The sequence below is a fragment of the Blautia luti genome (genome assembly GCF_033096465.1).
In the GTDB taxonomy this organism is placed as follows: domain Bacteria; phylum Bacillota; class Clostridia; order Lachnospirales; family Lachnospiraceae; genus Blautia_A; species Blautia_A luti.
In genome coordinates, this window is the sequence record NZ_AP028156.1 from 1,861,058 (window position 1) to 1,886,099 (window position 25,042).

Here is a 25,042-nt window from a genome sequence, read left to right on the forward strand (position 1 = left end):
CTATACAACCCTCCCATCTTTCATCTGAATAATCCGATCTGCCATAGCTGCTATTCTTTCATCATGTGTAACGATAATCATTGTCTGGCTATATTTTTTACACATCTTTTTCAAAAATTTCATAACGGATATACTGGTTGTAGAATCTAAATTTCCTGTCAACTCGTCTCCCAAAAGTATAGTAGGATGTGTATAAATAGCTCTGGCGATTGCGACCCGCTGCTGTTGTCCACCAGATAAAGTCATAGGATTTTGTAATAGTTTTTCCTCAATTTCCAGTTCTTCAGCTATCCGCATTACTTCTTTTTTACTGATATTTCTTTCCATAAGTTTGGCAGGTAAAACTATATTTTCAAATACATTCATCTCTGGGATTAAATTAAAATTTTGAAAAATAAACCCAATATGCCATCTTCTGAAGGAACTCCTTTCCTCCATAGATAACTGTGTAATATCTACATCATTGATATAGACACATCCGTGTGTGGGATTTTCCAAACCACCTAGTAAATTGAGCAACGTGGTCTTTCCGCAACCTGAACTTCCCATAATAGCTACAAATTCATTTTCTTCAACTGTGAAAGATATATCATCAACTGCTCTTAAATAGTGTTCTCCATTAGAATATTCTTTTGTTAAAGATACTGTCTTTACTGCTGCCATATCAATCCCCCCTTATCTTTTTCAGATAGTATAACAGGCAAATGTCCGCGAAATGTTACAGCGGACGGATTTTTTTCTTTTGCCGTCGTCCGGCAGATTTAATCACATTTTCTATCTTACTTGTAATTCTATAATAAAGACCAAATGTTGCAGAAATCTCCTAACCATTTTCTTTTTTGACAAGAAAACAGGCTGAATTGCTTCATTTTTGTAGCAATTCAATTCATAGATGTACCTCCAAAACCAGAACGGAGGGTAATACTATTGCATTTTCTTTTGTTGATAAGGTCACTGTAAAACGCAAAAAGTTAGGCAGATGCAGACTTATTAAACAAGACCCATGTACTAATAAAGTAACTTATTAAAAGGGCACCTAAAATAGCCAACACAATCAAAAGCTGCTGCACCAATCGCTGTACTCCGATATACACTGCAATCTGCATATGGAATCCTACAATCAAAAATACAAGGAATGCGCCAGCCAAGATAAGGGCCAGTATAACCGGAACACCAAACCATACAGCTAATTGTTTCAAAATCAACTTTCGTATATGAGGTTCTTCAACACCCATATTTCTTAGAACCCGAAAGCGATATTTGTATTTTCCGGAATCTGATAATTGCTGCAAAGCCAAGATAGTAAAACAGGTTACAAACAAGATGATTGCGCTATATGTCAATCCAGTTTGCATAATGAAAATAATAGCAGAATTATCATTAACCTCGATTGTCCGCATGGTAATGTTATAAGTTACAAGCGAATCAGTAAGGCTTGAATTTTCAAAGTATGATTTTAATTCTTGAGCAATATCATAAGAAATTGTTTTATCCGCCATCATATACCGGAATGTATTAGCTGATGTCAGTTTATTGCAAATGTGATCTGGTACAATATATATCACACTTTGAAAATTATAAAAATCTTCGCCTAAGTCTACTGTGTGTGCAGAAATATCAGCAAGCTGTAAATCGCCTCCATCTGTTCTAATAGATTTGTGAGCTTCAAGATACGTCGAAATAGCATCTTGGGGTGTTATGGAAAGCCACTGGGTTGTAAATTCATGATCCCGTAAAGAAATTTCATCATAACCTGCCATCTTTAATAGATGGTTATAGTCGGACAAAGAAATTGCTGTAATGGGTGGGGCATTTTTTCTGCTATTCTCCAGTTGGTTATAAAAGTCAGTTTTGTTTACAAAGTATGTCTTAAAAGAGCAATCATCACGAACAGAAATATTCTTTTCAATGAAAGAGTCAAGAAAACTATAATCCGTTACAGGTAGTTCTTTTTCGGACTGTATGCCGATATAACCAGACTGCATACCAATGTAGTCCGAAGAAATCTGTATATCAAAAGGAACTCTTTTTTCCAAAAAACCTTGTGCCCATCCAACAAGGAGTGGTGTTACAAAAAATAATGCCATGGACAATGTAAGTGTGAGGCAAATCAAAGTCATTGAAAGTGTTTTCGATTTTAATTTAGATAACAGTTGTCCAAAAAAGAACAGATTTTCTTCTTTATACTTCTGGCGTTCTTTGATAACCAATAAGTAATTACTAAACAAAACGAAAAATACACTCACTCCAAATACAACACACCAAAACAGAAATCCCATATAAACATTAAAAGCACCTTTATCCATCGGCATTGCAAGGTACACTTTGAAAACTGGTAATATGGAAAGAATAATCAGTTCCAACAGGCCAATACATTCAATCAAAAAGAGCTGCTTTACTGTGTTTTGTTCTTTTCTTCTGAATCTTTCCCTTATATGCATAATCAACATCAGAATTGGTACAATAATGCTGATTGCAGACCATATTTTGATTACCAGTTCAAATTCTCCGTTAAAGTAGTAAGACAGGGTTCTAATATTATAAAAGGTAATCAGCAGATAAAGGACAAAATTTACTGGAAAGAGTTTGTATATCCATTTGTGGGGGGGTCCCAATATATCATTTTTTCGATCTGCATTTAGCATATCAATTATCTTTGTTTTTCGTATCGTGCGAACTTGAGATAAACCAACTGTCGCAAAACATATGCAGAAAAATAGAATCGTCAAAATGATTGTATCTGGAAAAAGCATAAATGAAAATTCAAATGGTTTATGATACATTTGAAGCAGCATAGCAGTAATGAATTGAGAAAACACACCACCTAATCCTATCCCCACAATCAGCGAAAAAATTCCCATTATTAGTGATTCCACAAAGAAAAGTCGAGCTATCGTTGATTGCTCCATTCCAATAATACTCTGAATTGCAAATTCCCTTTTTCGCCGTTGTATCATAAAGTGGTTTACATACTGCATAAGGAACATCAGCAATACGGTAATCAATAGAATCGCATATTTTATTCCATCACCTAATATATCTAAATTAAATTCTGCTCCTATATTCGGATCATAATAATTGCTGGAAATGGAAAGGAAAGCATAAAACATAGATATACACGCCGTCAGAGTGACAATATATATCAAATAGTCTTTTGTGGATTTCTTTACATTTTCAAGTGCTAATTTAGCGTACATCATTCATGCCCCCTCCCATCATGGTAAGGACATTCAAGATTTTTTCAAAGAAAACCCTACGAGAATCACTGCCTTTGAGAATTTCCGTGAAGATCGCACCATCTCTTAAAAAGAGAATACGATTGGCATAGCTTGCCGAAAAAGCGTCGTGTGTTACCATCAGGATTGTGGCGTCAAGGCTTTCGTTAATACTCTGGATTGTGGAGAGCAAGGCTTGTGACGAGTGACTATCTAACGCGCCGGTAGGTTCGTCCGCCAGGATCAACTTTGGCTGGTTGATAATAGCTCTGGCACAGGCACACCGCTGTTTTTGACCGCCGGACACCTGATAGGGATATTTATCCAGAATATCCGTGATATTCAGCTTTCCGGCCATTTCCCGCACCCGCCCATCAATCTCACCTGCAGGAACCTTGTTGATAGTCAGTGCCAAGGCAATGTTTTCCGAGATTGTCAGAGTGTCCAGCAGGTTAAAATCCTGAAATACAAATCCAAGATTCTCCCGACGAAACCGGGCAATCTGTTTTTCGTTGATTTCCGTCACATCGGTTCCGTCCAGATAGATATGTCCCGCACTGACGGTATCAATGGTGGAAATACAGTTGAGCAGGGTAGTCTTGCCGGAACCGGATGCTCCCATGATTCCTACAAATTCCCCCTCCTGAACGGAAAAGCTGATGTCCTGAATTGCTTTTGTAACATTCCCGCCATTTCCGTAATATTTTTGGATATGATCCAGTTTCAAAATTTCTTTCATTGTTATCACCTCTGATCTCTATTGTAGAATAAGAGTGGCTTCGTTTGTATCAAGTTTTCTTACAAAGTTCTAACAAAAATGTAAGAAGTGCAGGACCGCAATCAGCCCTGCACTTCATGGATCAGACAGTTGATGTGAAACGCCAGGGAAATGGCGGTTCCTTGTTCCGATGATTCTGCCGCAATGCCAATGCCCAGCTTTTCACAGAGCCGTTTGCATAGGTACAGGCCAATGCCTGTGGACTGCTGGATCATACGACCATTCTGACCGGTAAATCCCTTTTCAAAGATACGGGGCAGATCGGACGCAGCAATCCCGATTCCATTGTCCTCCACGACAAGAACAACCTGATCTTGCCGTTTATGAGTAGAAATGCGGAGAACCGGTTGTTCCGTACGATACTTGACCGCATTGGCAATCAGTTGGTTCAGAATAAAGCGCACCCACTTTTCATCTGAATAAACCGTGTCCTGCATTTCCTCCACTTCCAGACGCATACCACCTTGGAGCAGCAGATATTTATTATCTGCAATCGCCTGATGCACCACTTGGGACAGTGCCATTTCCCGGACAGAATAATCTTTCTCTGTATGCTCACTGCGGGCGTAATAAAGAGCTTGTTCGGTAAAGCGGTTGGTCTTTTCCAGTTCCAGCAGAAGTTCCTTTGTCCAGTCCGTCCGGTGGTTTTCACATAGGAGTTTCATGGCAGTAATGGGCGTTTTGATTTCGTGAATCCATTGCTCAATGTATTCTTTGTACTCCAGGCGTTCCCGCTCGACTTCTCCAATCTGTTCCAACATGGATTTTCCAGCCATTTTCAAAAGCTGATAGTAAACCTGATCCTCGGCCTGTTCCGGCAACTCCATCACTTCGGAAATAAGGTATCTTTCGGAAAGCTGCTCCGCCATATCCAGAAGTTTTTTCATCTGCCGCTTCCGTTTCCAGTAAGTGAGGACAAGTCCCGTCAGCAAAATCAATGCCCATACAATCAGGATCAATACTACTGCGGAAACCGAATTGCCGCACACCAGCAAAAATACAGTGAGTGCAGCCATACAAACAAGGTTCGTCAGCAGAAATGGTAGCCTGTTTTTCCAATATCGTCTGCTGTTCATATCGTGTACCCCTGTCGGTGCTTTGTCTTGATAAAATCCGTCAGACCGATGCCCGCCAGTTTTTCCCGGATGCGGTTGATATTGACGCTCAAAGCATTGTCATCCACATATAGCTGATTGTCCCACAAATACTCAATCATATCTCCGCGAGAACAGATTTTTCCACCGTTCTTGAACAAATAATAGAGAATTTTCAATTCGTTCTTAGTAAGTTCTACGCTCCGTCCATTATAGTCCAAACTGCTGGATTCCAGATGCAGCACCGCATCTCCATAGACTATCTTCTCCCGTTGTTGTGCGGGATAGGTTTTCTTCAGCAGAGAAGCAATTTTCGCAAGCAGGATTGCTGTGTTATAGGGCTTCGTGATAAAAGCGTCTCCACCCAACATAATGCTATTCAGCTCGTCCATATCCGTGTTGCAGCTTGTCACAAAGATGATTGGCACTTCGGAAAAGGTACGAATTTTAGAGCATAAAGCAAAACCATTCTCTCCGGGTAACTTAATGTCCAACAAAATCAGATGTGGCTTTTCATCCTGAATCTGTTCTGTCACAGCAGAAAAATTCCTTACTCCAAGCGTTGTATATCCATTTCCATTCAATAAAGTTTGTAATTCTCCCTGTATCACAGGATCATCTTCAATTATCATAATTTTAGATAGTTTCATGCTTTCTGCACCTTTCCTTGTTTTGTCCGGCCATCAACTGGCTTCTCCGCAGTTTTAGGGATCAGCCAAACACCAGCCATCTTCACAGCGCCGGGGATACGCCCACTGGCACACAGATAATTGATCTGCCTTGGGGTAACACCCCATTTTTCACTTGCTTCTTTCAGCGTCATATAATCCATATAGTTTCCCTCCAATATGGTTTATTATATTTCCTTTGCTCGAAGAATACAAGCGTGCAAATGGGGCGCAAGGCCCTGTGCCAGAAGCATTTTGAGACCTTGCGCCCCATTTGTAGTTCTATCCTAAAAATACTTTGCCAGTTGCTTCAGACCACGCCGGATACTATCACGGACACGGCTTTGGTCTACGCCCTCCGCTGTGGCGATCTCACTCACACGCATCCCCAGATAATACCGGGCATAGATCCGCTTGGCCTGCTTCTCTGGCAGAGCCATCACAGCAGCATAGAGCTGCTCCCGCAGCTGCTTTTCCTCCAAAAGCATTTCCGGTGTCTGGGGCTTCATCAGGATCGCATTTTCAATGCCGTTGTCGCAGTCCAGGGAGTAGTACGCCTTATAGCGATACATCCTCCGGTCATAAGCAGCTTCCGCACGCTCAGCGGCTCGGATCGTCTCCAGCACATCTTCTGTTACTTCTACAAAGTAATCATTTTTATAAACATCGGGATATAAGTCCCTAAGATTGACTTTCTTCATTATGTACCTCCATTTCAATTCACGGGCGATTGACGAGTGAATCGAAAGGAGGCGGGGATCGGCAGCGACATACTTCAGGAGCTTTCCTGAAAAATCGACAATAAAAAACGCCAGCTCCCCGCAATGGGAAACTGGCGCGACAAAAACACCTACCATTCTGCTGATTTAGGCGGAACGATAATACCGATAGGAAGTCATACCTTCCCGGAGGAGGGGCAAGGCTTTTTTAGCTGGTGCAGGTCATGGATGCTGTGAAAATAGGCAAAAATAGACACGGCGGCAATCCTCCTATATGCCGCCGTGGATTTACACGGTGTTAGATCGTCGTTGGTTTAGGATAGGTGAAAAGAAACGGCGGCTCTGATTTCTCAAAACCGCCGCCAGAGTATGTAGAGTAAGCGCACAAAATCAACCTGCCCAGCTACGGTTTTTTTCTTTCCCCATTGGGCGGGGCAGGCTCTCATCGTATATTGAAATAAAAAAGAACCGATAATCACAAGTGAATTTACCTTGCGTATTATCGGCTCTGCGTCTGTGCGTCTGGCTCTTGGACGATGGATAAATTTAGTTTTCTTACTGTAATCAGGGTTTCATGTTTGCATTTAGGACAATATAACGGAAAGTTTTCCAATACTGTATCATAGCGAATTTTTAATCGCGTTTTGCTGCCGCAAAAGGGGCATAAAATCCATTCTATCTTCATGTTATCTTCCTCTGTGCTTGGCTTTCTTCTTTTCCTGCCGTATGGCAAACTGACGGTCTTTCTCTGCCTCTTTCTGTTCACGGCTCTTGGCTTTACGTTCCAGCTTACATTGCTCATGCTGGAGTTTCAACGCCTGCTGTGCCTTTGTGCCAACGCCTTTATCTTGCAGTTGACTTTGAATTTCGCGCTGCATTCGTTTGGGATTGAGTTTTCGCTCTATGAATACTTCAGCCTGGATTGGGGGACTGAATTTCAACTTATGCCAATTCTTCAGCAGAAACTCATAGACCTCATAGTCTTTGGGTTCTGAACCAAAAGTGATTTTACACACCTCGTATTTACCGCTATCCGTTCTTTCATATAGACCGATCCAAAATGGAGCTTCAAACAGGATGGTCAAACTGCTTTTGAAGGCCGTGCTCATTCTTTTAAGAACTGTCCTTCAAAGTGATCCAGCCATTCCATAAGGGCTCGATAGAGAAGCTGCTGCTGCTCAAAAATCGTTCTCCCAACCAAAGGAATGTCTGCAAATTCGCGCGCATAGCCCTCGTTAGCTTCAACCGAGGATTGTATGCTCCGGCGCAAAGTCGAAACCAGCTCCAACGCTTCGGCTTTGTCCATCTTGTTCAGATTGGTAATGACCACATTGAAATCGAATAGCAGGGGGACTGGACCAGCGGCGCAAGCGGCCATCAGTTCCTTAAAATATGCTCTGCCCTGGTCAGTAATAGAATAAATAGCCTTATCTGCAAACTTATCGCCCTTGACAATGTTGCTATGCAAATAACCTTTCTCACTCAACTGGAGAACCTTACGATAAATAGAAGGTACGCTTATTTTTGTCCATCGTGGAAAATGGTGGTACTCCACATCTTTTTGAATATCATAAGCGCTTTGCGGTTTTTCCAATACAATACCAAGTATGACTAAATCGATTGACGACATAACTACACCTCCAACTTTTACTATTATCAATAGTACTATTGTTGATAGTAAAAATCAAGGAGAAGTACCTTATATTTCCGAATTGGACATAGCCTGTTTTTCAGCCATAGACAATTCCCGATGAAGGTGTAACGCCATAAATACAGTGATTACTACGGAAATTACATCTGCGATGGGTTGGGCATATAGGATTCCGTTCATTCCCCATACCATAGGCAGCAGCAAAACGACAGGAACAAAGCAGACACCTTGTCTACATGCTCCCAAAAAGAAACCTGCCGCACCTTTACCCAAGGCAAGGAACAAAGAGGAGTAAACCGTGTAGAAACCAAAAAGAATGAATGTGATCCCATTTGCAAACAGTGATTTTTGACCCACTAAAATCATTTGATTATCTCCCTCAGTAAATTGAGAGATAATCTGCGTAGAAAAAACGGCCATCACCAAGCCTACGACTAAGCAGAAACTTGTAGACCAAATGATTGAGGTTTTGATTGCTTCGCGCAGGCGATCAAACTTCTTTGCCCCATAGCTGAATCCAGCAATAGGCTGGAACCCTTTCAGAAATCCAAAGACAACAAGAGTTCCCATAGAAGTAACTCGCGTAACCGCCCCCATGCCTGCAATGACCGAATCGCCATAATTGCTGGATGCGCGGTTAATTAGCGCAATCGAAAGACTTGTTAGCAGTTGGAACACCAAAGTGGGAACTCCAATTTTCAAAATTTCCGTTATCATTTGCCTCGTAGGAGAAAACTCTTTTATGCTGAACGAAAATACGCTTTTTTTGCGCAGAACATAGGTAAGATAAACAAGCGTGGATACCTTTTGCGAAATTGCTGTGGCGATTGCTGCACCTTCTACTCCCATGTCCAAAGTATAAATGAAAAGAGGGTCTAATCCGATGTTCAATACGGCTCCCAATAGCAAGGCACACATGGTCGTTTTTGCTGCACCCTCGCTACTTACAATATTGTTCATTGTTACATTAAATACATTGAAAACACAGGACAGCACATAAATTCTTGCGTATGTCAAGGCATACGGCATAATTGTTTCCGTCGCGCCCAACATTACCAAAATTGGTTTAAGGAAAATCGCAGAAAGTAGGATGATAATAGCACCAATCAGAATACTGCTATACAATGCGGTGCTTGCCACTTTATCGGCGGTATCTTTATCTCCGCGTCCCAATAGTCTTGACAGATAAGATGCGGCTCCGTTACCGAACATAAGACCTAAACCAACCACGACTTGTCCCAACGGAAATACGACAGAAATAGCACCCATTTGACTTTTGCCCAAGCCACTCACAAAATAGGCATCCACCAGATTATAGAGTGCATTGATCAACATCCCAATCATAATCGGTATGCCGAGAGCCATCAGCGCTTTTGGGATAGGCGCACTGCCCAAAAGTTCAAGTTTGTTGTTGCGTTCATTCATTGTTAATACTCCTTTCGCTTCTTTAAGTGTAATTTATAGTAGTATAAATTATAGTATACTACCGTATAAATCATACTACTATAATTTATAGTATATGTCAAGAGAAGTCAGGCGTTTTATCTTGACAAAGAGTATAAAATCTAATACTATAATTTATAGTAAATTTGACAGTATTCTTTCATGCAGAAAGCATAGTGAAAGGGTGTGATTCCACATGGCAACCATAGATTTAATCGTGTTGGGAATATTGAAAAAGGAGCCAATGAGCGCCTACGATATTCAAAAGTTAGTAGAATATAGAAACATATCCAAATGGGTAAAAATCAGCACTCCATCCATTTATAAAAAAGCCATTCAGTTAGAAGAAAAGGGGCTAATCCGAGGCGAAATCGTAAAGGAAGGGAAGATGCCAGAAAAAGCGATTTATTCCCTGACGGAAGCCGGAGAAGCAGAATTTGAACGGCTCATGTTTGAGATTTCTGGAAAACCTATTAACATTTTTCTGGACTTCAACGCTGTTATTGTGAATTTGGATTCCTTGCCACCTGAAAAACAAAAATCGTGCATAGCAGAAATTGAGGAAAATATTAGTACTTTAAAATCCTATCTGGAACATAATATACAGAAAAAAGAAAATGAACCCAGTATTCCCGCAACAGGTATGGCTGTTTTGCGTCAGCAGTATGTACTGGTGGAAGCAATCCAAGCATGGATTGCCTCATTAAAAAAGAATATTGGATAAACAGGCAAGTACAAATCTATAAGAAAACGCCAGATGCAGAGGTGATACGCCCCTGGATCTGGCGTTTTCTTAATAAGCGCACTTCAAATCGGTATAACCTTCTTATTAACACTGACAAAAAACAGGCGAATCAAATGAATTTTTATCAAAAATATTTTACAAGCTGCTTTAATCCACGGCGGATACTGTCTCGGACACGGCTTGGGTCTACACCTTCTACTTCGGCAATTTCATTTACCGTCATTCCCAGATAGTATCGGGCATAACTTCGCTTTGCCTGTTTCTCCGGCAGCTTCATCACAGCGGCATAGACCTGCTCCTGAAACTGTTTTTCCTCCAGAAGCATCTCCGGTGTCTGGGGCTTCATCAGAATCGCATTTTCAATGCCATTCTCGCAATCCAGAGAATACTGTGCTTTATAACGATACATCTTTCGCTCATACGCAGCCTCCGCACGTTCAGCTGCTCGAATAGTCTCCATTACTTCCTCTGTCACATCTACAAAAAAGTCTGTTGTATAAATATCAGGATAAAATTCCCGAAGGTTAATTTTCTTCATTATGTACCTCCATTTCGATTCACGGGTGATTGACGGGTGAATCGAATGGAGGCGGAGACCGACACCGGCAGACAACCGGATCATCTCCGAAAAAATGGCAACAAAAAACGCCAGGTTTCCGTGATGGAAAACTGACGCGCCAAGAGCAGCCACGATTGTACTTAATTACATGGAACGATAATGCCGATGCAATGCTAAACTTACCCGGAGGAGGAGCAATGCTTTTTTTAACTGATGTAGATCATGTGAGCTTTGAAAAAGCAAACGAGACACGGCAAAATAACCTCCAATCGGCTACCGTGTCCCTGCAAGTCGTCATGATGGACAGCTATAAAGGAACTCTGGAAAGTATCAAAAAAGGAGTATTGTATTCCAAAGACAGCGGTGACGGCGATACCTACTCCATGATTCCACCTACTGAAGATGTAGTTTCCTCTTATAGTGTTGATGTAACAAAAGATAACGGAAAAACAGTACACATTGGAGATTATTCCACAGTTGAGAAATTAGACAAAGCCATTTCTGATGCAGTTAAAAATGGTCAGCTCACACAAGAAGAAGCGGACGCCGTTCACCAATAATAACCAAACCATTCTGCCGCACGACGGCAAAAGAAAAAAAGCCGTCGTACAGCAGACAAATTGATACGCCCATTTAAAGCAGCGGCATTGATTTTCAGAGCCGCTGTACCAAACGGGCAAAAAGCAAGAACTGCCCGGGCAACAAAAAAATTTGAAGAACCGGACACCCGCCGCCAGACCATTTCGAAGGCGATCGCCGAATTGCTATATATTATGTTAAATTCCTGAAAGTATTTTCTTTGCGTTCTCCAGGTTATTTTTTCCATTTATTTTTAAATATACTTTACTGATCTCAGAAGGCTCTCCTATTTCTCTGCAGAGATCCTGTGCCTGGGAAATGGGTATGTAGATTTCGTTGCCTTCTATTACTACAGCGGCTTTACAGGGCATATATGAGGTTTGCGGTTCTCTTGCGGAATTGCCGGATAAAGTGGTAAGATCATCTGTGGCTTTGGAAGTATCCTTCTCTTTTTCATCCAGGAAATAAAAAATATTCAGGTTTTCACCCATCTCTAAAAATTTTTCCTGTTGTTTTTTTGAAATGGCATGATTATTATAGTCTTTCATATCCCGTAGGGAACCATTTCCCAGCAATAACAACGGCATCTTCCCCAGTTCATTCTGAGTTGAATTTTTTCCAAACGCATTCATATCAATTCCTGAAAAAGTCGTTGTTTCCGTATAATCTTCAATTTTGATGACAACCGGGACTTCTATGACTGGCCAGATTTCTTTTATACCTTTTATCTTCTTCGCTTTCTGCAAAAAATCTTCATCATAAGCCAGATCTCCAAGTGGGAGCAGCACAGTAAATTGCCGTTTTTCTTCTTTCATGCCTGCCAGCAGCATTCCTAATAATGTAAGTATCAATGCCAGCAGAAGTATGACAAATAAGGTAAAGCTGTCTATTTTTTTTCTTTTCAATGAGAAGCCGCCTTTCTCGCTTCTTCAAGAAGGATATTTTTCTTATGAAGCTTTCTGACCAGAATCAGGATTATGGAAATAAGCAGTACTGCAACAACTGCAGCTATGGAATACCACCAGTTATTGGTTTTCTCCTGGTCATCTTCAACCTTTAAAGACTTTATCTGGGTTTCTTTGATTTCAGAATCAAATTTTATTTCGTCCTCATACGATTTTCCATCGGCATCCTCATACGTAAGAATTAATTGACCTGCACATTTTCCTGTTTTTCCTTTTACATATATGCGAAGACTTCCTTGGGATAAATCTCCGGCCTCTATGGTCCCTAAGAATGCCGTATCGTTTGAACTTAATTCATCAGCTTTTAAGCTGACACTTGCATTGTATATTTTGTCTCTTCCGAGATTCATTGCTTTTACCGGGATCTCTACTGTATCCATAGTGTATAAAACAGATGGAATATCTGAAGCTTCCAGCTTAACACGAACCGGTTGGATGATCTGAAAAGACAGTGATTCTGTACCGGTAGTTGCCGTTGCTTTTGAATCTTCATAATCCAGAGAAAAAGTAATGACAGCCTGTCCAGGATCACAGTTTTCTGTTATAGTAATCATCTGTTCCAAAGTAATTGCTTCACCCGGAGCCAGGACTTGTACATAAAAAGAGTTTTTCTCAAATTCGATTCCTTTGTTCTCTGTAGAAAGGGAAATTTTTAAACCAAATACATTTTGACTGCAGCTTTTATTTCGAAATGTCAGCGACATTTCTGTTGTAGAACCAGCCTCCAATCGTCCACCTGAAAGATTGCTGTCTTCTAATAATACCTGCGGTTTATGTAATATTTTTTCACTTGATGAGTCTGATGTTGAATTACCTCCTCCCCCACCGCCCGAATACCCTCCGTTGTCTATAACCGGATCTGTTATCTGCGGGGCGTCACCGTCCTCCGGATTATCACTGTCTATTACAACATGAAAAGGATTCGATTTAGAACCATCACCAAAGTCATCTCCTGATGTAAAAATATCCGGATCCGAATTTTCTTTATCGGTATCAGCTTTATCAGGAGTCTTTTCATTCTCTGCCGGAGGTTCGGTACTCGTAGAATCATCCTCTTTTTCATCAAGGGTTAATGAGTTATCATTCTCATAAGATATGGACGGATCTGAGTCCGTAAATCCTTCTTCAGCAGATGTAATCTCCGTGTTTTGAGGCTCTGTGGCAAAAACGGTAGCTGGAAGAAATATTATTGTCGTACACAATACTAATGCCGTTTTTACAAATAAATTTCTCATTATCAGGCAGTCCTTTCTCTTAAGATTCCTCCATCCATTTCATATACGTGGTCACATAAGATTCTGATGTCCTCTTCATTATGGCTTGCCAGCAAAATGGTTTTTCCTGCTGCTTTTAAATCCAGCAGCAGTTCTCTTATTTCTTCCACGCCATGTTTATCCAGTCCATTAAACGGCTCATCCAGGATCAAAAACAGAGGATCTTCCATAATGGCCTGTGCAATACCAAGGCGTTGACGCATTCCAAGGGAATATTTTCCGACTGGTTTCTTCATGTCCGGATCCAATCCTACCCTTTTTAAGACTATGCGGATATCGGCCTTCGAAATCCGGCCATTCATGTCTGCCAGGATCTCCAGATTTTTAAAGCCCGTATATTGTGTAAGAAAACCGGGAGTCTCGATAATAACTCCAAGACTTTCAGGAAAATCCACATCATGGCCTATTTTTTTTCCAAATACAAAGATAGTGCCCGTAGTTACAGGGAGAAACCCACAGATGCATTTCATAAGAACGGTCTTTCCGGAACCGTTATTTCCAACAATCCCATAGACGTTCCCTGTTTTCAAGGAAAGATTTACTTCCTGTAACACGATGTCTTCACCGAAACGTTTGGTCACGTGTTCTATTTTTACGCAGGTGTTCTGCATCATTCCACTTGCTCTTTGCGGATCACAGGCCAGATTAAATGTCCCTTCAGATTTCTTCCAATCTTCCATATAAAACACCTCCCAGAATTCCCAGCATTACTAATAAAAACAACAGTAGAAATAGCCAAAGTCCTATTTTGTCCGATCCCCAATTTTTATCAGCCAGTATCCATTCTACTGGATAAAACCATATCTGATTTTTAAAATAGCGGTCATGAAGAATAATTCCGAAATAGAAGCTTACAAAAGGGATTCCATATACCATGTAAGCAGAATCCCATAAAATCCCGCAGCTTCCACCGAAAGTACTTATGATACTTCCGATAAGTCCTGTCCGGAATGCCTTCATGAGCAAGTCCAGAAGTGCTTCTTTCTGAATAGCACCCTGTATCTCCAGCGGATAGAACACAATAAAATTGATAAAAAGTACCGTTAGTATAGCTAATGTCCAGACCATAAAACCAGACATCATAATAGAAAAGACTTTACCTTCGACATACTGTCTGCGGGTCGTTCTGGGAAGTATCTCCTTTAAAAATCCACTTTTATATTCTTGCAGAATGGAATCACTCCATGGCAATACGGCCGCTACCGGAATGGCAAAAGATACTGCCTGACTTTTTAAGGAACCTTCCAGTATACTGATAAAAGTACCACATGCCAGTGCTTTTTTTAAGCTGGGATAAGTCTGGCCAATGGCGATGGAGATGCAGGCTATCAGCCATGCTGCCAGAAAATTCTTATTAAATAACATACGTTTTGTTTCACCCCACACAGGTATTCCCCCTCCCGATCATGTCTTTTCTCCAAGAAATTCAAAGGTATATTTTTTCATCCGGTTAATTGCAAAAACTGCAAGAAGAACTAAAATACCCAGAAAAAACATGTAGGAATGCGTGATTTTCGGAAGCAATGGGTCATAACCCAAGTTATGTTTTCCGTATACTGCCTGGTTCAGAGGACTGATCCAGCAGATTAATACATTTACCTGATACATTTCGTATTTTTCTTTATGTAAAATTGCAGCCAGTACTTTCGGGTCCAATAAAAAACCAAATACACTGTAAAGAAGGCCAAAAATCATACCCTTAGTCTTCCCTTTATAGAGATTTCCTACAAGGATTACAAAGCTTAAGGTCAGCGAATAACAAAACAGAAGGAAGAAAACCTGCAGCATACAGCCATAGGGTGAGATACTTTCCATGACCCTTACTGTAGAAGGGACCTGCAGGTTTTTTCCTAATTCTGAATAACCAAGCATGGCCGCAGTTTCGCTCCACAGGTTACCTGGATAACTCTTTTTCATACACAGCACGGCCGTAAACAGCAGCATCAAAACCGTATATAAAACAGTCACAAGAATAACATAAATGAATTGACCTAAAAGCCATTTCCTCTTGGTTGTCCGGGTCAGCTGGTATGGAGTAATAGGTGTCATCTTCGGCAGGTCAGAAAACATAAGAAGCAAGAGCAGCGAACTGGACAGTACTGCTATCCCATCCCCAAATGTCCAGATAAATGGCTCAATGGCCTGTACCGGTGTATCGTAGGTCTCCATTACAACCATGATTCTGCCTGTAAGCAGGAAACTAAGTACAAATTCTAACAGAAATATAAAAACAACTTTGGGATTGCGTAGAAATCCGAAGAAATTGTACCTTACAATTCCAAATACCTGTCTCATGTCAGTAACCCAGATTCCGATCTATGATACTGCCATCCACGGCATTAATGGTAAGGAAACTTTCATTCGGATCTTTACTGGTATTTGATTCTGTTTCTCCGTTATATTCACTTTCTGAAGTCATGCTGCCGAAAAAATCCCAGACGGGGATCAAAATACCTGTGTGTGCGTCAGTAGACGGCTCATATATTCTGGCATAGCCAAGAACGATCCGATCAATATTATAGACCCTGGAATTTTCATATTGCATATTATCAGCGTTTGTTACCACCATCATTTTTTCATAAATTTTCATAATCTCGCTGAATGAAAGAAGATTTAAGTTCTCTGTCTTTATGTTACCAATTGTGTAGGGATTTGAATAAGTCATGCTTTCTATGCCATCTTTATCGACATAGAAACAGAGACTTTCATAAGACCATGTTTCCATTGTGCTGTCCATATCTTCCAATGCCCCACCGTCTGCAAGTGTCTGAGTGACCGGCACACCATTTATGGTACGCGCATAATCAATTCTATATCCATTTCCAAAATCACCTGAACTATTATCGCCTTCAAAACTTTTGCACACCGCGTAATTCCAGTTAGAAAACTGTAAATCTGTGATGCCCATTTTTTCAACTTTTTCCTTTACAAGTTTTTTTGCTTCATTCAGGGACAGCCCGATAGATTCTTCTGTAGGTTTTTCTTCCTCTTCAGAATATCCGTAATCACACCACATTGCATCCTCCGGTATTTTTTCCCCGCCCTTGTTTGCTGCTTTCTTGATCTTGACTGACAAGGTATCGGAGCCAGTGGAAGATATTTTATAGTAGTATTGTGAATCGTCTGGCATTTGTGCAATACAATCGAAAGGATTTCCGGCAACAGGTTTTGCCTCTGTCAGGGTTTTCTTTTCCGGAGCAGTTTCGTATTCCTGTTCCCATGTCTCAATATCTTCATAGATATCATAGACATAATTCCCATCATCGTCTGTTCCATAGTTATACGGATCCAGGTTTCCGTTAGCAACGTCTTCTTTTAGTTCATCCAGAGTTTTTTTAATTTCATCCTTTGTCTTCACATAATAACTATCCATGGTATAAAGTTTTGCCTCTGAGAAGAATGCGTTTGTAATACGGTCTAGAAGCTCCTGGGTAACTTCTGCCGCAGTGACAGAAATAGCAGATATCTTTTCCACTTCCGGAATTTCTACGCTTGCATCTGTATTTACCACGAGCTTGGCACTGTCATCTTCCACATGGCTTTTATAATTTTGAGGAGCATCAATGAGATTCCTGATGGTTGTCTTTGACTCTGAACCGTCATCGTTCTTGCTTTCAGATGCTTCTCCTTTAGAACCGCTAACATCATCCGCTTCCGTATAAGCATCTACAGCCTTGCTCCCCTTCGGCTTTACCAAAGAAGAATCCGGGGTCTGTGCGCATCCTGTAAACATTCCAATACAAAGCACTATTCCTGCAAACTTTTTTATGTTTTTTCTCATTTCTGGTAATATCTCCTTTCTAAGGTTGTTATAAGTATATCATCGAGCATTACACCAAATCTTTCGCGATTTGTAACTGATATGTAAACGTTAGTGTGATTACCAGAAAACAGAGACGGTAGTTCCTTTTCCCGGATTGCTTTCAATCTTCAGTTGGAAATCGTGCAGTTCTATAATTTTCTGACATAAAGAAAGACCGAGCCCTACACTTCCTTTTGCCCTGGAACGAGATTTGTCTACCATATAAAATGGTTCCGTCACCATTTCCAGATCCTCTTTCGGTATTCCCTTTCCAAAATCCTGAACCATCAGATGGTCTGGGGTTGCCTCAAGCACAATTTTAGATTCTTTCCTGGAAGCTTTGACTGCATTATCAATTAGATTTGTCACTACACTTATCATTAAGTCCTGATCAAACTTCTTTACCAATTCTTTTGGTTCACAAAATACATCAAGAGAGATGTTTTTTTCTTGAAGCCTGCAATCAATGAGTTCTTTTACTTCTTTCAGGAAGTTATCCACCTGTATTTCAGCTGGATTGAATGAGTCTTCCGAAGCTTCGTAGAGTCCGGTTAATTCCAGCATTTTCATAGAAAGTCTTGAAAGCCTGCGACATTCATTTTCAATATAAATCAGAGCCTTCTCCTGCCTTTCCGGAGTTAGGCGCACAGTAAGCAATGTATCTGCATAGCCTATGATTGCAGTCATTGGGGTCTTCAGCTCATGAGCCAGACTTCCAATAAGCTGTTTTTGTGTCCGGTTTATGTTAGAAAGACTTTCAATTTGTTCTTTTATTTTACCTGTCATAAAATTAAAGGTTGCACCTACCTGCGCAAGTTCTGTATTTCCCTCTGACGGTACTTTAAAATCATAAATACCTTCAGAAACAAGAAGCGTAGCTTCTCTTAGGCTTGTAAGCGGTGCTGTGATTTTTCGAAGGCTCAAATAAAGGATAATTCCCATTACCACGATCAAAGATAAAGTAAATCCACCCGTCTGAAAAAACAGCAGATGACTTTTTTCTATTACATCTGTTATATCTTTATAAGTAACAATCTGATATCCCATATTTACATTGCCATAGTAAAATAACAAAAGTGTCCTTCCATTTATCTGACTGATCATAGGGTCATGACCATCACTGTTGCTGCCATGATCCACCATGTTTGCCTTACTTGCACATAATTCTCTTAACTTTTTTACATCGAATTCATAAACAGTTCCATTATAGGTCATTTTTCCATCAAGATATAAAACCGCGCTGTCATGAAAAACCTGCCGAAAAGCATAAGTAACTATTTGGGGGCGCATTTCGTTGTCGGCATTCTGTTTCTGATTGTCAGAAAGGCTTGTTTTATTTTCAAACTGTAAGATATTTGTTCTGAATATACTGCTTTCATAACTGTTGATATTCTGTATACTCTGATTTTTCCAACAATAAGTGGTATAGAGAAAGATCCCTGACGATACCAACAAAATGATACATGTAGTCTGAGAAAAGATTTTTATTAAGAGTTTCATAAATCCACCTCAAGTCTGTAACCGATTCTGGGAATTGTTTTAATCTTATCCTGCCAGCCAAGCTTTTTCCTGATACGACCCACATGTGCATCCACAGTTCTTGTTTCTCCGCAGAACTCTTCATTCCACAGTTCCTGCAGAATCTGATTCCTGGTCAGTGCTTTATTCGGATTTTTGGCGAACACCATGAGGCAGTTATATTCCATTGGCTTTAAATAGATTTCCATGCCCATTTTTGTAACAGTGCGACTTGCAGTATCAATGATGACATCACCAATTTGAATCTGTTCTTGTACAGTGCCATTACGTTCCAGTACTTTTTCAAGACGGACCATCACTTCCAGCATTTCAAATGGTTTTACAATATAATCTTCCGCACCGTCTTTTAATCCCTTTATCTTGCTCGCGATATCTCCCTTTGCGGTAAGAAATATTACGGGGATTTCATACTGCTTCAGTTTCGGTAACAGGCTATAGCCGTCTCTTCCGGGAAGCATGATATCTACAAGTGCACACTGAAACGCATGATCTTGAATAATTGCTTCATATGCCTCATTTCCATCCAGATATCCTACTGTTTCATACCCTGCAATCTCCAAATTCATACATAGCAGGTCATTGATTGACATTTCGTCTTCTATCACAAGAATTCTTGCCTTCATAATTATTACCTCACATGTTTTTATAACTATCTTTTCACAGGTTAATTATACATTAAATTCTATAATGCAGTTGTAACTGATTTGTAACAGCAAAAAAGGAAACCAAAACCATTCTGTGAGAATAGTTTTGATTTCCTGTATAAACCATGACTTCCTGTCGGGTCACCTGCATTTGGTATCTGCTGCTGATATATTTCCCCTATTTTTTCTGAAACAACAGCATCCACAGATTCTACGGAAGAATTATTATTTTTACTCCATTCCAGAATCATTCGAATCACATCCACTGATGATGCGATTCCATAAGTTCTCCCGCTTGTCCATTCCTTTGGTAAAATAGGGAAGTCTTTCCTCTTCCAGCTCTTCCAGACGAAGCACATTTCCATTCAGATAATTGTCAATCCGGTATCCTGTACTTTTAAGTCTTGTAATTACGCCACCAATTTTTATATCCAGAATCTCATAACCAAATGGCTTTGCATCGTTCATCCAGATTTTTTCTCTTGATGATTTCATATCTGTCAGATTGCAGATGATTCCAGGAATAACATTCTGACTGATATCTTTCAACGCTGCTCTGTCCGATCTGTCATATGCTGATTTTATACATATGCCCAAATCGGCTTTATCAGCTAATACCGCCGCCAGTTTTTCATAAAATGAAAAAAAAAGCTGATATTTTCCCGTTTTTTTTGCACATTCCTTCATACATTTCTGTATGTTTTGGTAGTAAGATTTTGTATTGACACCTGATTCTTTCACATGATAATCAAAAATGCCTAACATTGAATCCTGGTATAACAGATATTTTGAAGGATTTTGAGCCTCTTTATTCTCTTTCGTATTTAAGAATAAGGAATCAAAATTGTCAAGTGCCATAAAATCATCAAATTCTCCGCCTGTGCAGTTCCTGAACTCCTGCTTAAGGATTGTTTCGTCATAGTCTCTGTGAAAATCAAGGTGTGCAAAAAGTACAAGTCCCGGAAGCAAAGCATCCACCGGAGTTTCTGCACCATTATCCATCCATGCTGTACAGAGCACCTCTTTTATATTGTATTTTTTACAAGTAGAAAGAGCTGCTTTGGTACACGCATAGGTCTTAGAATAATTGGGGGAAATTCCGTTCCAAATCCAAGATCCTCCTGCAAAAATAATGTTATCCGAAAGCTGTGCATGGATATCCAGCATTTTTTCATAGGTTCTGGTATCATCATGATAATAGTCCCAATATACTCCTTTTTCTTTATTATACCTGACAGCATTACTTATGATGTTCATAAGGATTCTTTTTAAACTTTAATCACAGCACTTTTGTATGCTCTGTCAATGTGTTTGTTTCCATAAATAAATTTTTCTTTGTACCCATTATATGGTTCCAGTATTGATACGTCAATCCCATTAATGTGCCTTCTCTTCTTCACTCTTTGTGAAAGGAAGAGATTGCTAGCTTTTGCCAATCGCTCTGCCACTTCCACATCATGCCTGCTTTGTTCTGGATTACCGAAATGGTGATCATGCGCCAATCTGATACTGTTGACAATGAAGGACAGGAGCCAGCTGCATTACAACTTAGCTCCTGTCCTGTACATCTTGAATATAGAATTAGTAAAAACAAATTATCGGGACATCATACTGAATAAGACTATAAAGCTGTCCGGCATTTTCTGGTGGAAGATTGATGCATCCATGAGAACCACCTGTAAGATATCTGTCACCACCAAAATACGGCTGCCAGTCTGCATCATGAAAGCCAATTCCTCCATTGAATGGCATCCAGTATGTTACCGGCTGTTCGTAAGAATAGGTTCCATTTGCTGTCATTTCACCTCGCAGCACGGACGGACTGCTCTTTGAATTCAGTGTGAATATTCCAGGGGGTGTTTTTCTATCCGGATCGCTTGGCAGTCCGGATACGATTTCTGATTGGAAAATAATATTTCCATTCTGATAATACCACATATACTGTTCTGTAAGATCAACCTCTATATATGTATCTCCGAGATCATTGATTCCGTGTGCATTTGCCCTCATAGAATATACCGGTTCCCTGGTTGTCTGGGTTCCTGACTGAATTTCCTGCATGAGCTGTGCTACTTCCTTGTCCTGATCAATCTTCCACCCATAGGCAGAACCATATACATACACAGTCCTTCCGCTCGTGGTCTGAAATTGTCTTTCAGTGCCAACTGTATCATGATCTGCTGCAAGCTGTGCCACATAATCCACTACGTGCTGCCGGAAGGCTTCATCATTCTGGAGCAGCTGCCCTTTCTCGTCAAACTGCAGCCAGTTTTTGATGGTATTCCCATCGAGTGTTACCGTTTCGTCTCCAAATGTATATGTGATATTTGCTTTTGTCAGGTTCTTATATGTATTTACCATATTCTGAAGCTCTGAACTTTCTTTCGTCACATCTGCTTTCTTATAAGCCTTTGGATCACTTTCCAGATCTACCTCTGCCGCATCGTTATCGATTGCCCTGCATATCATCTGATAAGCTTCCCTGGTATTTAATTCGTTGCCTTCCGTTTCTGGCACAATAGTGAATTCTGAGTTAACAAAACTTACATACGCATTTTCCGGTGCTGTCTGATTCTCTTTTTTCGCACAATTTAATGAATTTACCTGTTCTTCCAGTTTCTCCCGGCTGAAAAAAGTCTCTTCTTGAACCATATAGTTTTTTGTTTCAAAAAGACTGCCGATCCATTCCCATGATTTCTGAGTTTTCAGCAGCTGGAGAACCGCACCGCTGGATACGTATTTATAATCAATGTCTTTTCCTGTAATGGCCTGCGGGTCCTGCATTCTTGCCCTTACCTGAATAGTATAGTTATCCTTTTTCCCAGCAATCTCCTGCTCAACCTCATATGCTGTCTTATTTGAACTGTCAATCCCATTGATGGTCGTCCCATAAAAGAAGTGATATGAGTAATAATAAGATATACCTGCATACATACAACAGCCTATAACAAAAATCATCAATATAATCAATATTACAATTTTCTTAATTTTATTTTTCTTCTTTTCTGAAAATATAATAGATCTGAATTCCGATTTATCCATCGGCACATACATAACTGAACCTGGTCTTGCCGATTTTGTGGTTCTCATTGACTGCCCTATCACTTCTTTTGGTTTCATGTCTTATTTATCTTTCTTTGAATCAATTAGTTTTTTGCATTGTCACTGTCAAAATGTAATGTCTTATGATATTTCGCATTTTCCTCCAGAAGTTTTTTCCATTTCTGTCCGTCTTCTTTCGTAGGATTATCAAAATTCTGCTGCCCCTTCAGTTCATCCATATACTGGATATAATCCAGGAAATAAATATCTACTGTCGAAATATCCCTGTCCTGAATTGCGAAGTTATTACAGTTTCCAGTAGACTCATTATATGGAAGTGTGTTTCCGTTGGCATCAAGAGCTACCATGAAGCAGTCACTGTTGGATCCTTCCTTATAAAGTTCATTTACCGTCAGTTCATACGGAGAACGAATTACGGATTTGAGTCCGATACCAGCATCGTTTGTATCATTCAGTTCCAATACTTCTGTCCGGGAATCATCTACTGTAACCGGGATATCGAAACTCCAGTCACCTTCATATTTGTAGTAGCCGGCATCCCTTCCATAGTTTTCATCATCCGCTTCTGACCACTCATAGTCTGCTTCCAGCCCTCTTACCTTCGTGATATCCAGATGCAGATTAAAAGTATCCGGAATCTCAATATCTTTAATATATTTCTGATATGCTCCACCACGCTCAGATACTTTATCGATAAACTCTTCCAGCAGTGCATAACCTTCATCCGTCTGATCATCTAAGTCCGCCTGAGTTATTCCCATCTCATCCATTACCTGCTGTGTCATTTCATTGTATTTCTCATTATATTCCGTATAGTCTTTTGCCGCCTGAGCAAGATCATAACGGAAAATGCATGCATAGGTGTTGTCATCCAGAAACTGTCCTTCCACCTGACCGTCGATCACCGGACTAGCTTCTGAATCAAAGTCCACACCGCCAGTCATATCCAGATCAATGACCGGTGTTCCACTTTCCGCCCTGGTTGACGTTTCTGGAAATGGCTTATCACTCTTAAACTGCATAGTTATATAGACTGCCTGGCTGTTGGCATATACCTCAGAACATGTAATTGTCAGCCCATCTGCTGTTTTAATGTAAGCATTCTCACTAGTGGCATTACCTGTCTTGTCCCCATCTGCTTCACTGCCATCTGCCGTTGTTCCATCAACGGATTCCAAGGTTGTTGCATAATCCGAAAAATCACCAAAGAAACTTACATTATCCTGCAAGATTTCAAAAAGCCCTCCTACAACCGGAATATTCTTTGCCATTACTGGATTGGTTGCACAGAATATAAATCCGACTGCCAGTACCGCTGCCATACCTCCTGCTACCCTGCCTCCAATTTTCATCCAGTGATATGGATCCTTTGGTGCTTTTTTCTGTAACACAGCATTATTTTCAATCAATCGATATGCCTGATTGATACGTTCATGCACGATTGCCGGCATTTCTGTATCCTTTTGAAGTTTTTCCTGAAAGTCTTTCTCATTATTATTTAAAGTCATCATTAAACACGTCCCTCCTTAACCTCATATCCATACATCTCTGCAATCTGTTTTCTACCACGATGAAGACGAGATTTCACAGTGCTTTCCTTCATATCCAGAGCGTCACTGATCTCCCGGACACTAAATCCTTCCATATAGTACAAAAGAACAACCAAACGATATTTGCTATCCAATGTTTCTAATACTTGTGCCCATTCCATTGCCGCATATTCTTCTTCGTGAAAAGGTGTTTCCGGCATCTGATCCGTATAAGTAACCAGCTTTTTCTTCTGTATCATGTCCTTACACTTGTTGATCAAGATTCGAATCATCCAAGTTTTAAAATATCTGTTCTGTTTCAGACTTTTCAGATTTTCATAACAGGAAAGAATCGTATCCTGTATTGCATCCGCAACATCTTCATCATTTTTCAGATATGCTGCCGCAATCTTATACATACTCTGTACATTCTCATCCATAAGTCGGCAGAAAGCATCTTTGTCGCCTTTCTTCGCTTTTCGTATCAAAACCTCATTCATTGTCGTCTCCATTCTCCTATATCAGACCGGTCGTCAGGAAATGTTGTATAAAAGCCTTTGTTTATGTGCTTCTACTTATTAGACGTGCGAATCCCTAAAAAGGTTGCAAATATTTTTAAAAAAATTATCTCAGATAAAAACACTCCCGAAATCGTTCAAAATTTTTATGATCATCAGGTCCTATTAGGGTATAAAAACAGCCGTACCATGTGTTTTTACATGATACGGCTGTCAATAATTCTCATACCCTCAGGATAGATTAATTGAATCGCCAC

28 protein-coding genes are annotated in these 25,042 nt (G+C 40.2%); 2 read left to right on the forward strand and 26 right to left on the reverse strand.

Translation table 11 applies throughout. From position 1 onward, the window contains the following. From R8695_RS08760 to R8695_RS08810, 11 genes are all read right to left on the reverse strand, one after another. A complete protein-coding gene (locus R8695_RS08760) occupies positions 1-663 on the reverse strand; it encodes an ABC transporter ATP-binding protein (RefSeq protein ID WP_117715689.1) in 663 nt (220 codons plus the stop codon). A gap of 308 nt (positions 664-971) precedes the next feature. After that, a complete protein-coding gene (locus R8695_RS08765; RefSeq protein ID WP_182279782.1) occupies positions 972-3,200 on the reverse strand; it encodes an ABC transporter permease in 2,229 nt (742 codons plus the stop codon). Next, positions 3,187-3,954, reverse strand: a complete 768-nt coding sequence (locus R8695_RS08770; RefSeq protein ID WP_117738867.1) for an ABC transporter ATP-binding protein — start codon at positions 3,952-3,954, stop codon at positions 3,187-3,189. The genes R8695_RS08765 and R8695_RS08770 overlap by 14 nt, the downstream gene beginning before the upstream one ends. Before the next feature lie 101 nt (positions 3,955-4,055). After that, positions 4,056-5,069 (reverse strand): sensor histidine kinase, encoded by a 1,014-nt coding sequence (locus tag R8695_RS08775; RefSeq protein ID WP_117738868.1) that lies wholly within the window; start codon positions 5,067-5,069, stop codon positions 4,056-4,058. Further along, a complete protein-coding gene (locus R8695_RS08780) occupies positions 5,066-5,737 on the reverse strand; it encodes a response regulator transcription factor (protein ID WP_117738869.1) in 672 nt (223 codons plus the stop codon). Before R8695_RS08780 ends, R8695_RS08775 begins: the two co-directional genes overlap by 4 nt. Next, positions 5,734-5,919: a helix-turn-helix domain-containing protein gene (locus tag R8695_RS08785; RefSeq protein ID WP_055201202.1), complete on the reverse strand. Its 186-nt coding sequence runs from the start codon at positions 5,917-5,919 to the stop codon at positions 5,734-5,736. The genes R8695_RS08780 and R8695_RS08785 overlap by 4 nt, the downstream gene beginning before the upstream one ends. Before the next feature lie 123 nt (positions 5,920-6,042). Continuing rightward, positions 6,043-6,456 carry a sigma-70 family RNA polymerase sigma factor gene (locus R8695_RS08790; RefSeq protein ID WP_117738870.1) on the reverse strand — a complete coding sequence of 138 codons (414 nt, stop codon included), beginning with the start codon at positions 6,454-6,456 and terminating at the stop codon, positions 6,043-6,045. A gap of 517 nt (positions 6,457-6,973) precedes the next feature. After that, on the reverse strand, positions 6,974-7,159 hold the full coding sequence (locus R8695_RS08795) for a cysteine-rich KTR domain-containing protein (protein ID WP_117738871.1): 186 nt from the start codon (positions 7,157-7,159) through the stop codon (positions 6,974-6,976). 1 nt (position 7,160) lies between these two features. Then, on the reverse strand, positions 7,161-7,583 hold the full coding sequence (locus tag R8695_RS08800; protein ID WP_117996885.1) for a YjdF family protein: 423 nt from the start codon (positions 7,581-7,583) through the stop codon (positions 7,161-7,163). Further along, the gene (locus R8695_RS08805; RefSeq protein ID WP_055201204.1) at positions 7,580-8,104 is read right to left on the reverse strand and encodes a PadR family transcriptional regulator; all 525 of its coding nucleotides are present in this window, start codon (positions 8,102-8,104) and stop codon (positions 7,580-7,582) included. The genes R8695_RS08800 and R8695_RS08805 overlap by 4 nt, the downstream gene beginning before the upstream one ends. 69 nt (positions 8,105-8,173) lie before the next feature. Further along, entirely contained in the window at positions 8,174-9,550 is a 1,377-nt protein-coding gene (locus R8695_RS08810) for an MATE family efflux transporter (protein WP_317676266.1), read from the reverse strand. 214 nt (positions 9,551-9,764) lie between these two features. Here R8695_RS08810 and R8695_RS08815 point away from each other — a divergent pair, with 214 nt between their 5' ends. Then, complete coding sequence (locus R8695_RS08815) at positions 9,765-10,292, forward strand: PadR family transcriptional regulator (protein WP_055056202.1); 528 nt, start codon at positions 9,765-9,767, stop codon at positions 10,290-10,292. Positions 10,293-10,437: 145 nt separating this feature from the next. Here the strand turns inward: R8695_RS08815 and R8695_RS08820 are convergent, their stop codons facing one another. Continuing rightward, a complete protein-coding gene (locus tag R8695_RS08820; protein ID WP_055056201.1) occupies positions 10,438-10,851 on the reverse strand; it encodes a sigma-70 family RNA polymerase sigma factor in 414 nt (137 codons plus the stop codon). Positions 10,852-11,006: 155 nt separating this feature from the next. Here R8695_RS08820 and R8695_RS08825 point away from each other — a divergent pair, with 155 nt between their 5' ends. Next, positions 11,007-11,432 (forward strand): hypothetical protein, encoded by a 426-nt coding sequence (locus tag R8695_RS08825; RefSeq protein WP_167515471.1) that lies wholly within the window; start codon positions 11,007-11,009, stop codon positions 11,430-11,432. A 216-nt stretch (positions 11,433-11,648) separates the two neighbouring features. Here R8695_RS08825 and R8695_RS08830 read toward each other — a convergent pair whose 3' ends face one another. From R8695_RS08830 to R8695_RS08895, 14 genes are all read right to left on the reverse strand, one after another. Then, positions 11,649-12,356 (reverse strand): hypothetical protein, encoded by a 708-nt coding sequence (locus R8695_RS08830; protein WP_243139524.1) that lies wholly within the window; start codon positions 12,354-12,356, stop codon positions 11,649-11,651. Continuing rightward, positions 12,353-13,651: a COG1361 family protein gene (locus tag R8695_RS08835; protein WP_154780362.1), complete on the reverse strand. Its 1,299-nt coding sequence runs from the start codon at positions 13,649-13,651 to the stop codon at positions 12,353-12,355. The genes R8695_RS08830 and R8695_RS08835 overlap by 4 nt, the downstream gene beginning before the upstream one ends. Before the next feature lie 2 nt (positions 13,652-13,653). Further along, positions 13,654-14,304, reverse strand: coding sequence for an ATP-binding cassette domain-containing protein (locus tag R8695_RS08840; protein WP_044925097.1), 651 nt, complete (start codon positions 14,302-14,304; stop codon positions 13,654-13,656). Between the two features lie 43 nt (positions 14,305-14,347). After that, positions 14,348-15,076 (reverse strand): ABC transporter permease, encoded by a 729-nt coding sequence (locus R8695_RS08845; RefSeq protein ID WP_308418826.1) that lies wholly within the window; start codon positions 15,074-15,076, stop codon positions 14,348-14,350. 18 nt (positions 15,077-15,094) lie between these two features. After that, positions 15,095-15,985: a hypothetical protein gene (locus tag R8695_RS08850; RefSeq protein WP_154780361.1), complete on the reverse strand. Its 891-nt coding sequence runs from the start codon at positions 15,983-15,985 to the stop codon at positions 15,095-15,097. Position 15,986: 1 nt separating this feature from the next. Beyond that, positions 15,987-17,471 (reverse strand): DUF6034 family protein, encoded by a 1,485-nt coding sequence (locus tag R8695_RS08855; RefSeq protein ID WP_154780360.1) that lies wholly within the window; start codon positions 17,469-17,471, stop codon positions 15,987-15,989. Positions 17,472-17,570: 99 nt separating this feature from the next. Continuing rightward, positions 17,571-18,992 carry a sensor histidine kinase gene (locus tag R8695_RS08860; protein ID WP_154780359.1) on the reverse strand — a complete coding sequence of 474 codons (1,422 nt, stop codon included), beginning with the start codon at positions 18,990-18,992 and terminating at the stop codon, positions 17,571-17,573. Next, on the reverse strand, positions 18,989-19,654 hold the full coding sequence (locus R8695_RS08865; protein ID WP_005423065.1) for a response regulator transcription factor: 666 nt from the start codon (positions 19,652-19,654) through the stop codon (positions 18,989-18,991). The genes R8695_RS08860 and R8695_RS08865 overlap by 4 nt, the downstream gene beginning before the upstream one ends. 59 nt (positions 19,655-19,713) lie before the next feature. Further along, positions 19,714-19,926 (reverse strand): hypothetical protein, encoded by a 213-nt coding sequence (locus R8695_RS08870; RefSeq protein WP_117627829.1) that lies wholly within the window; start codon positions 19,924-19,926, stop codon positions 19,714-19,716. After that, on the reverse strand, positions 19,907-20,932 hold the full coding sequence (locus R8695_RS08875; RefSeq protein ID WP_154780358.1) for a hypothetical protein: 1,026 nt from the start codon (positions 20,930-20,932) through the stop codon (positions 19,907-19,909). Before R8695_RS08875 ends, R8695_RS08870 begins: the two co-directional genes overlap by 20 nt. A gap of 11 nt (positions 20,933-20,943) precedes the next feature. Beyond that, positions 20,944-21,129 carry a hypothetical protein gene (locus R8695_RS08880; RefSeq protein ID WP_154780357.1) on the reverse strand — a complete coding sequence of 62 codons (186 nt, stop codon included), beginning with the start codon at positions 21,127-21,129 and terminating at the stop codon, positions 20,944-20,946. Between the two features lie 127 nt (positions 21,130-21,256). Beyond that, complete coding sequence (locus tag R8695_RS08885) at positions 21,257-22,609, reverse strand: L,D-transpeptidase family protein (protein ID WP_243139523.1); 1,353 nt, start codon at positions 22,607-22,609, stop codon at positions 21,257-21,259. Positions 22,610-22,821: 212 nt separating this feature from the next. After that, positions 22,822-24,249 (reverse strand): DUF4179 domain-containing protein, encoded by a 1,428-nt coding sequence (locus R8695_RS08890; RefSeq protein WP_118048779.1) that lies wholly within the window; start codon positions 24,247-24,249, stop codon positions 22,822-22,824. Beyond that, entirely contained in the window at positions 24,249-24,767 is a 519-nt protein-coding gene (locus R8695_RS08895; protein ID WP_118048780.1) for an RNA polymerase sigma factor, read from the reverse strand. Before R8695_RS08895 ends, R8695_RS08890 begins: the two co-directional genes overlap by 1 nt. Between the last annotated feature and the right edge of the window lie 275 nt (positions 24,768-25,042).

Bases quoted from the DNA above. Each gene is read 5' to 3' on its own strand.
- R8695_RS08760 (WP_117715689.1), bottom strand. From the start codon at position 663: ATGGCAGCAGTAAAGACAGTATCTTTAACAAAAGAATATTCTAATGGA.
- R8695_RS08765 (WP_182279782.1), bottom strand. From the start codon at position 3,200: ATGATGTACGCTAAATTAGCACTTGAAAATGTAAAGAAATCCACAAAA.
- R8695_RS08770 (WP_117738867.1), bottom strand. From the start codon at position 3,954: ATGAAAGAAATTTTGAAACTGGATCATATCCAAAAATATTACGGAAAT.
- R8695_RS08775 (WP_117738868.1), bottom strand. From the start codon at position 5,069: ATGAACAGCAGACGATATTGGAAAAACAGGCTACCATTTCTGCTGACG.
- R8695_RS08780 (WP_117738869.1), bottom strand. From the start codon at position 5,737: ATGAAACTATCTAAAATTATGATAATTGAAGATGATCCTGTGATACAG.
- R8695_RS08785 (WP_055201202.1), bottom strand. From the start codon at position 5,919: ATGGATTATATGACGCTGAAAGAAGCAAGTGAAAAATGGGGTGTTACC.
- R8695_RS08790 (WP_117738870.1), bottom strand. From the start codon at position 6,456: ATGAAGAAAGTCAATCTTAGGGACTTATATCCCGATGTTTATAAAAAT.
- R8695_RS08795 (WP_117738871.1), bottom strand. From the start codon at position 7,159: ATGAAGATAGAATGGATTTTATGCCCCTTTTGCGGCAGCAAAACGCGA.
- R8695_RS08800 (WP_117996885.1), bottom strand. From the start codon at position 7,583: ATGAGCACGGCCTTCAAAAGCAGTTTGACCATCCTGTTTGAAGCTCCA.
- R8695_RS08805 (WP_055201204.1), bottom strand. From the start codon at position 8,104: ATGTCGTCAATCGATTTAGTCATACTTGGTATTGTATTGGAAAAACCG.
- R8695_RS08810 (WP_317676266.1), bottom strand. From the start codon at position 9,550: ATGAATGAACGCAACAACAAACTTGAACTTTTGGGCAGTGCGCCTATC.
- R8695_RS08815 (WP_055056202.1), top strand. From the start codon at position 9,765: ATGGCAACCATAGATTTAATCGTGTTGGGAATATTGAAAAAGGAGCCA.
- R8695_RS08820 (WP_055056201.1), bottom strand. From the start codon at position 10,851: ATGAAGAAAATTAACCTTCGGGAATTTTATCCTGATATTTATACAACA.
- R8695_RS08835 (WP_154780362.1), bottom strand. From the start codon at position 13,651: ATGAGAAATTTATTTGTAAAAACGGCATTAGTATTGTGTACGACAATA.
- R8695_RS08840 (WP_044925097.1), bottom strand. From the start codon at position 14,304: ATGATGCAGAACACCTGCGTAAAAATAGAACACGTGACCAAACGTTTC.
- R8695_RS08850 (WP_154780361.1), bottom strand. From the start codon at position 15,985: ATGAGACAGGTATTTGGAATTGTAAGGTACAATTTCTTCGGATTTCTA.
- R8695_RS08855 (WP_154780360.1), bottom strand. From the start codon at position 17,471: ATGAGAAAAAACATAAAAAAGTTTGCAGGAATAGTGCTTTGTATTGGA.
- R8695_RS08860 (WP_154780359.1), bottom strand. From the start codon at position 18,992: ATGAAACTCTTAATAAAAATCTTTTCTCAGACTACATGTATCATTTTG.
- R8695_RS08865 (WP_005423065.1), bottom strand. From the start codon at position 19,654: ATGAAGGCAAGAATTCTTGTGATAGAAGACGAAATGTCAATCAATGAC.
- R8695_RS08870 (WP_117627829.1), bottom strand. From the start codon at position 19,926: ATGATTCTGGAATGGAGTAAAAATAATAATTCTTCCGTAGAATCTGTG.
- R8695_RS08875 (WP_154780358.1), bottom strand. From the start codon at position 20,932: ATGAACATCATAAGTAATGCTGTCAGGTATAATAAAGAAAAAGGAGTA.
- R8695_RS08885 (WP_243139523.1), bottom strand. From the start codon at position 22,609: ATGTATGCAGGTATATCTTATTATTACTCATATCACTTCTTTTATGGG.
- R8695_RS08890 (WP_118048779.1), bottom strand. From the start codon at position 24,249: ATGATGACTTTAAATAATAATGAGAAAGACTTTCAGGAAAAACTTCAA.
- R8695_RS08895 (WP_118048780.1), bottom strand. From the start codon at position 24,767: ATGAATGAGGTTTTGATACGAAAAGCGAAGAAAGGCGACAAAGATGCT.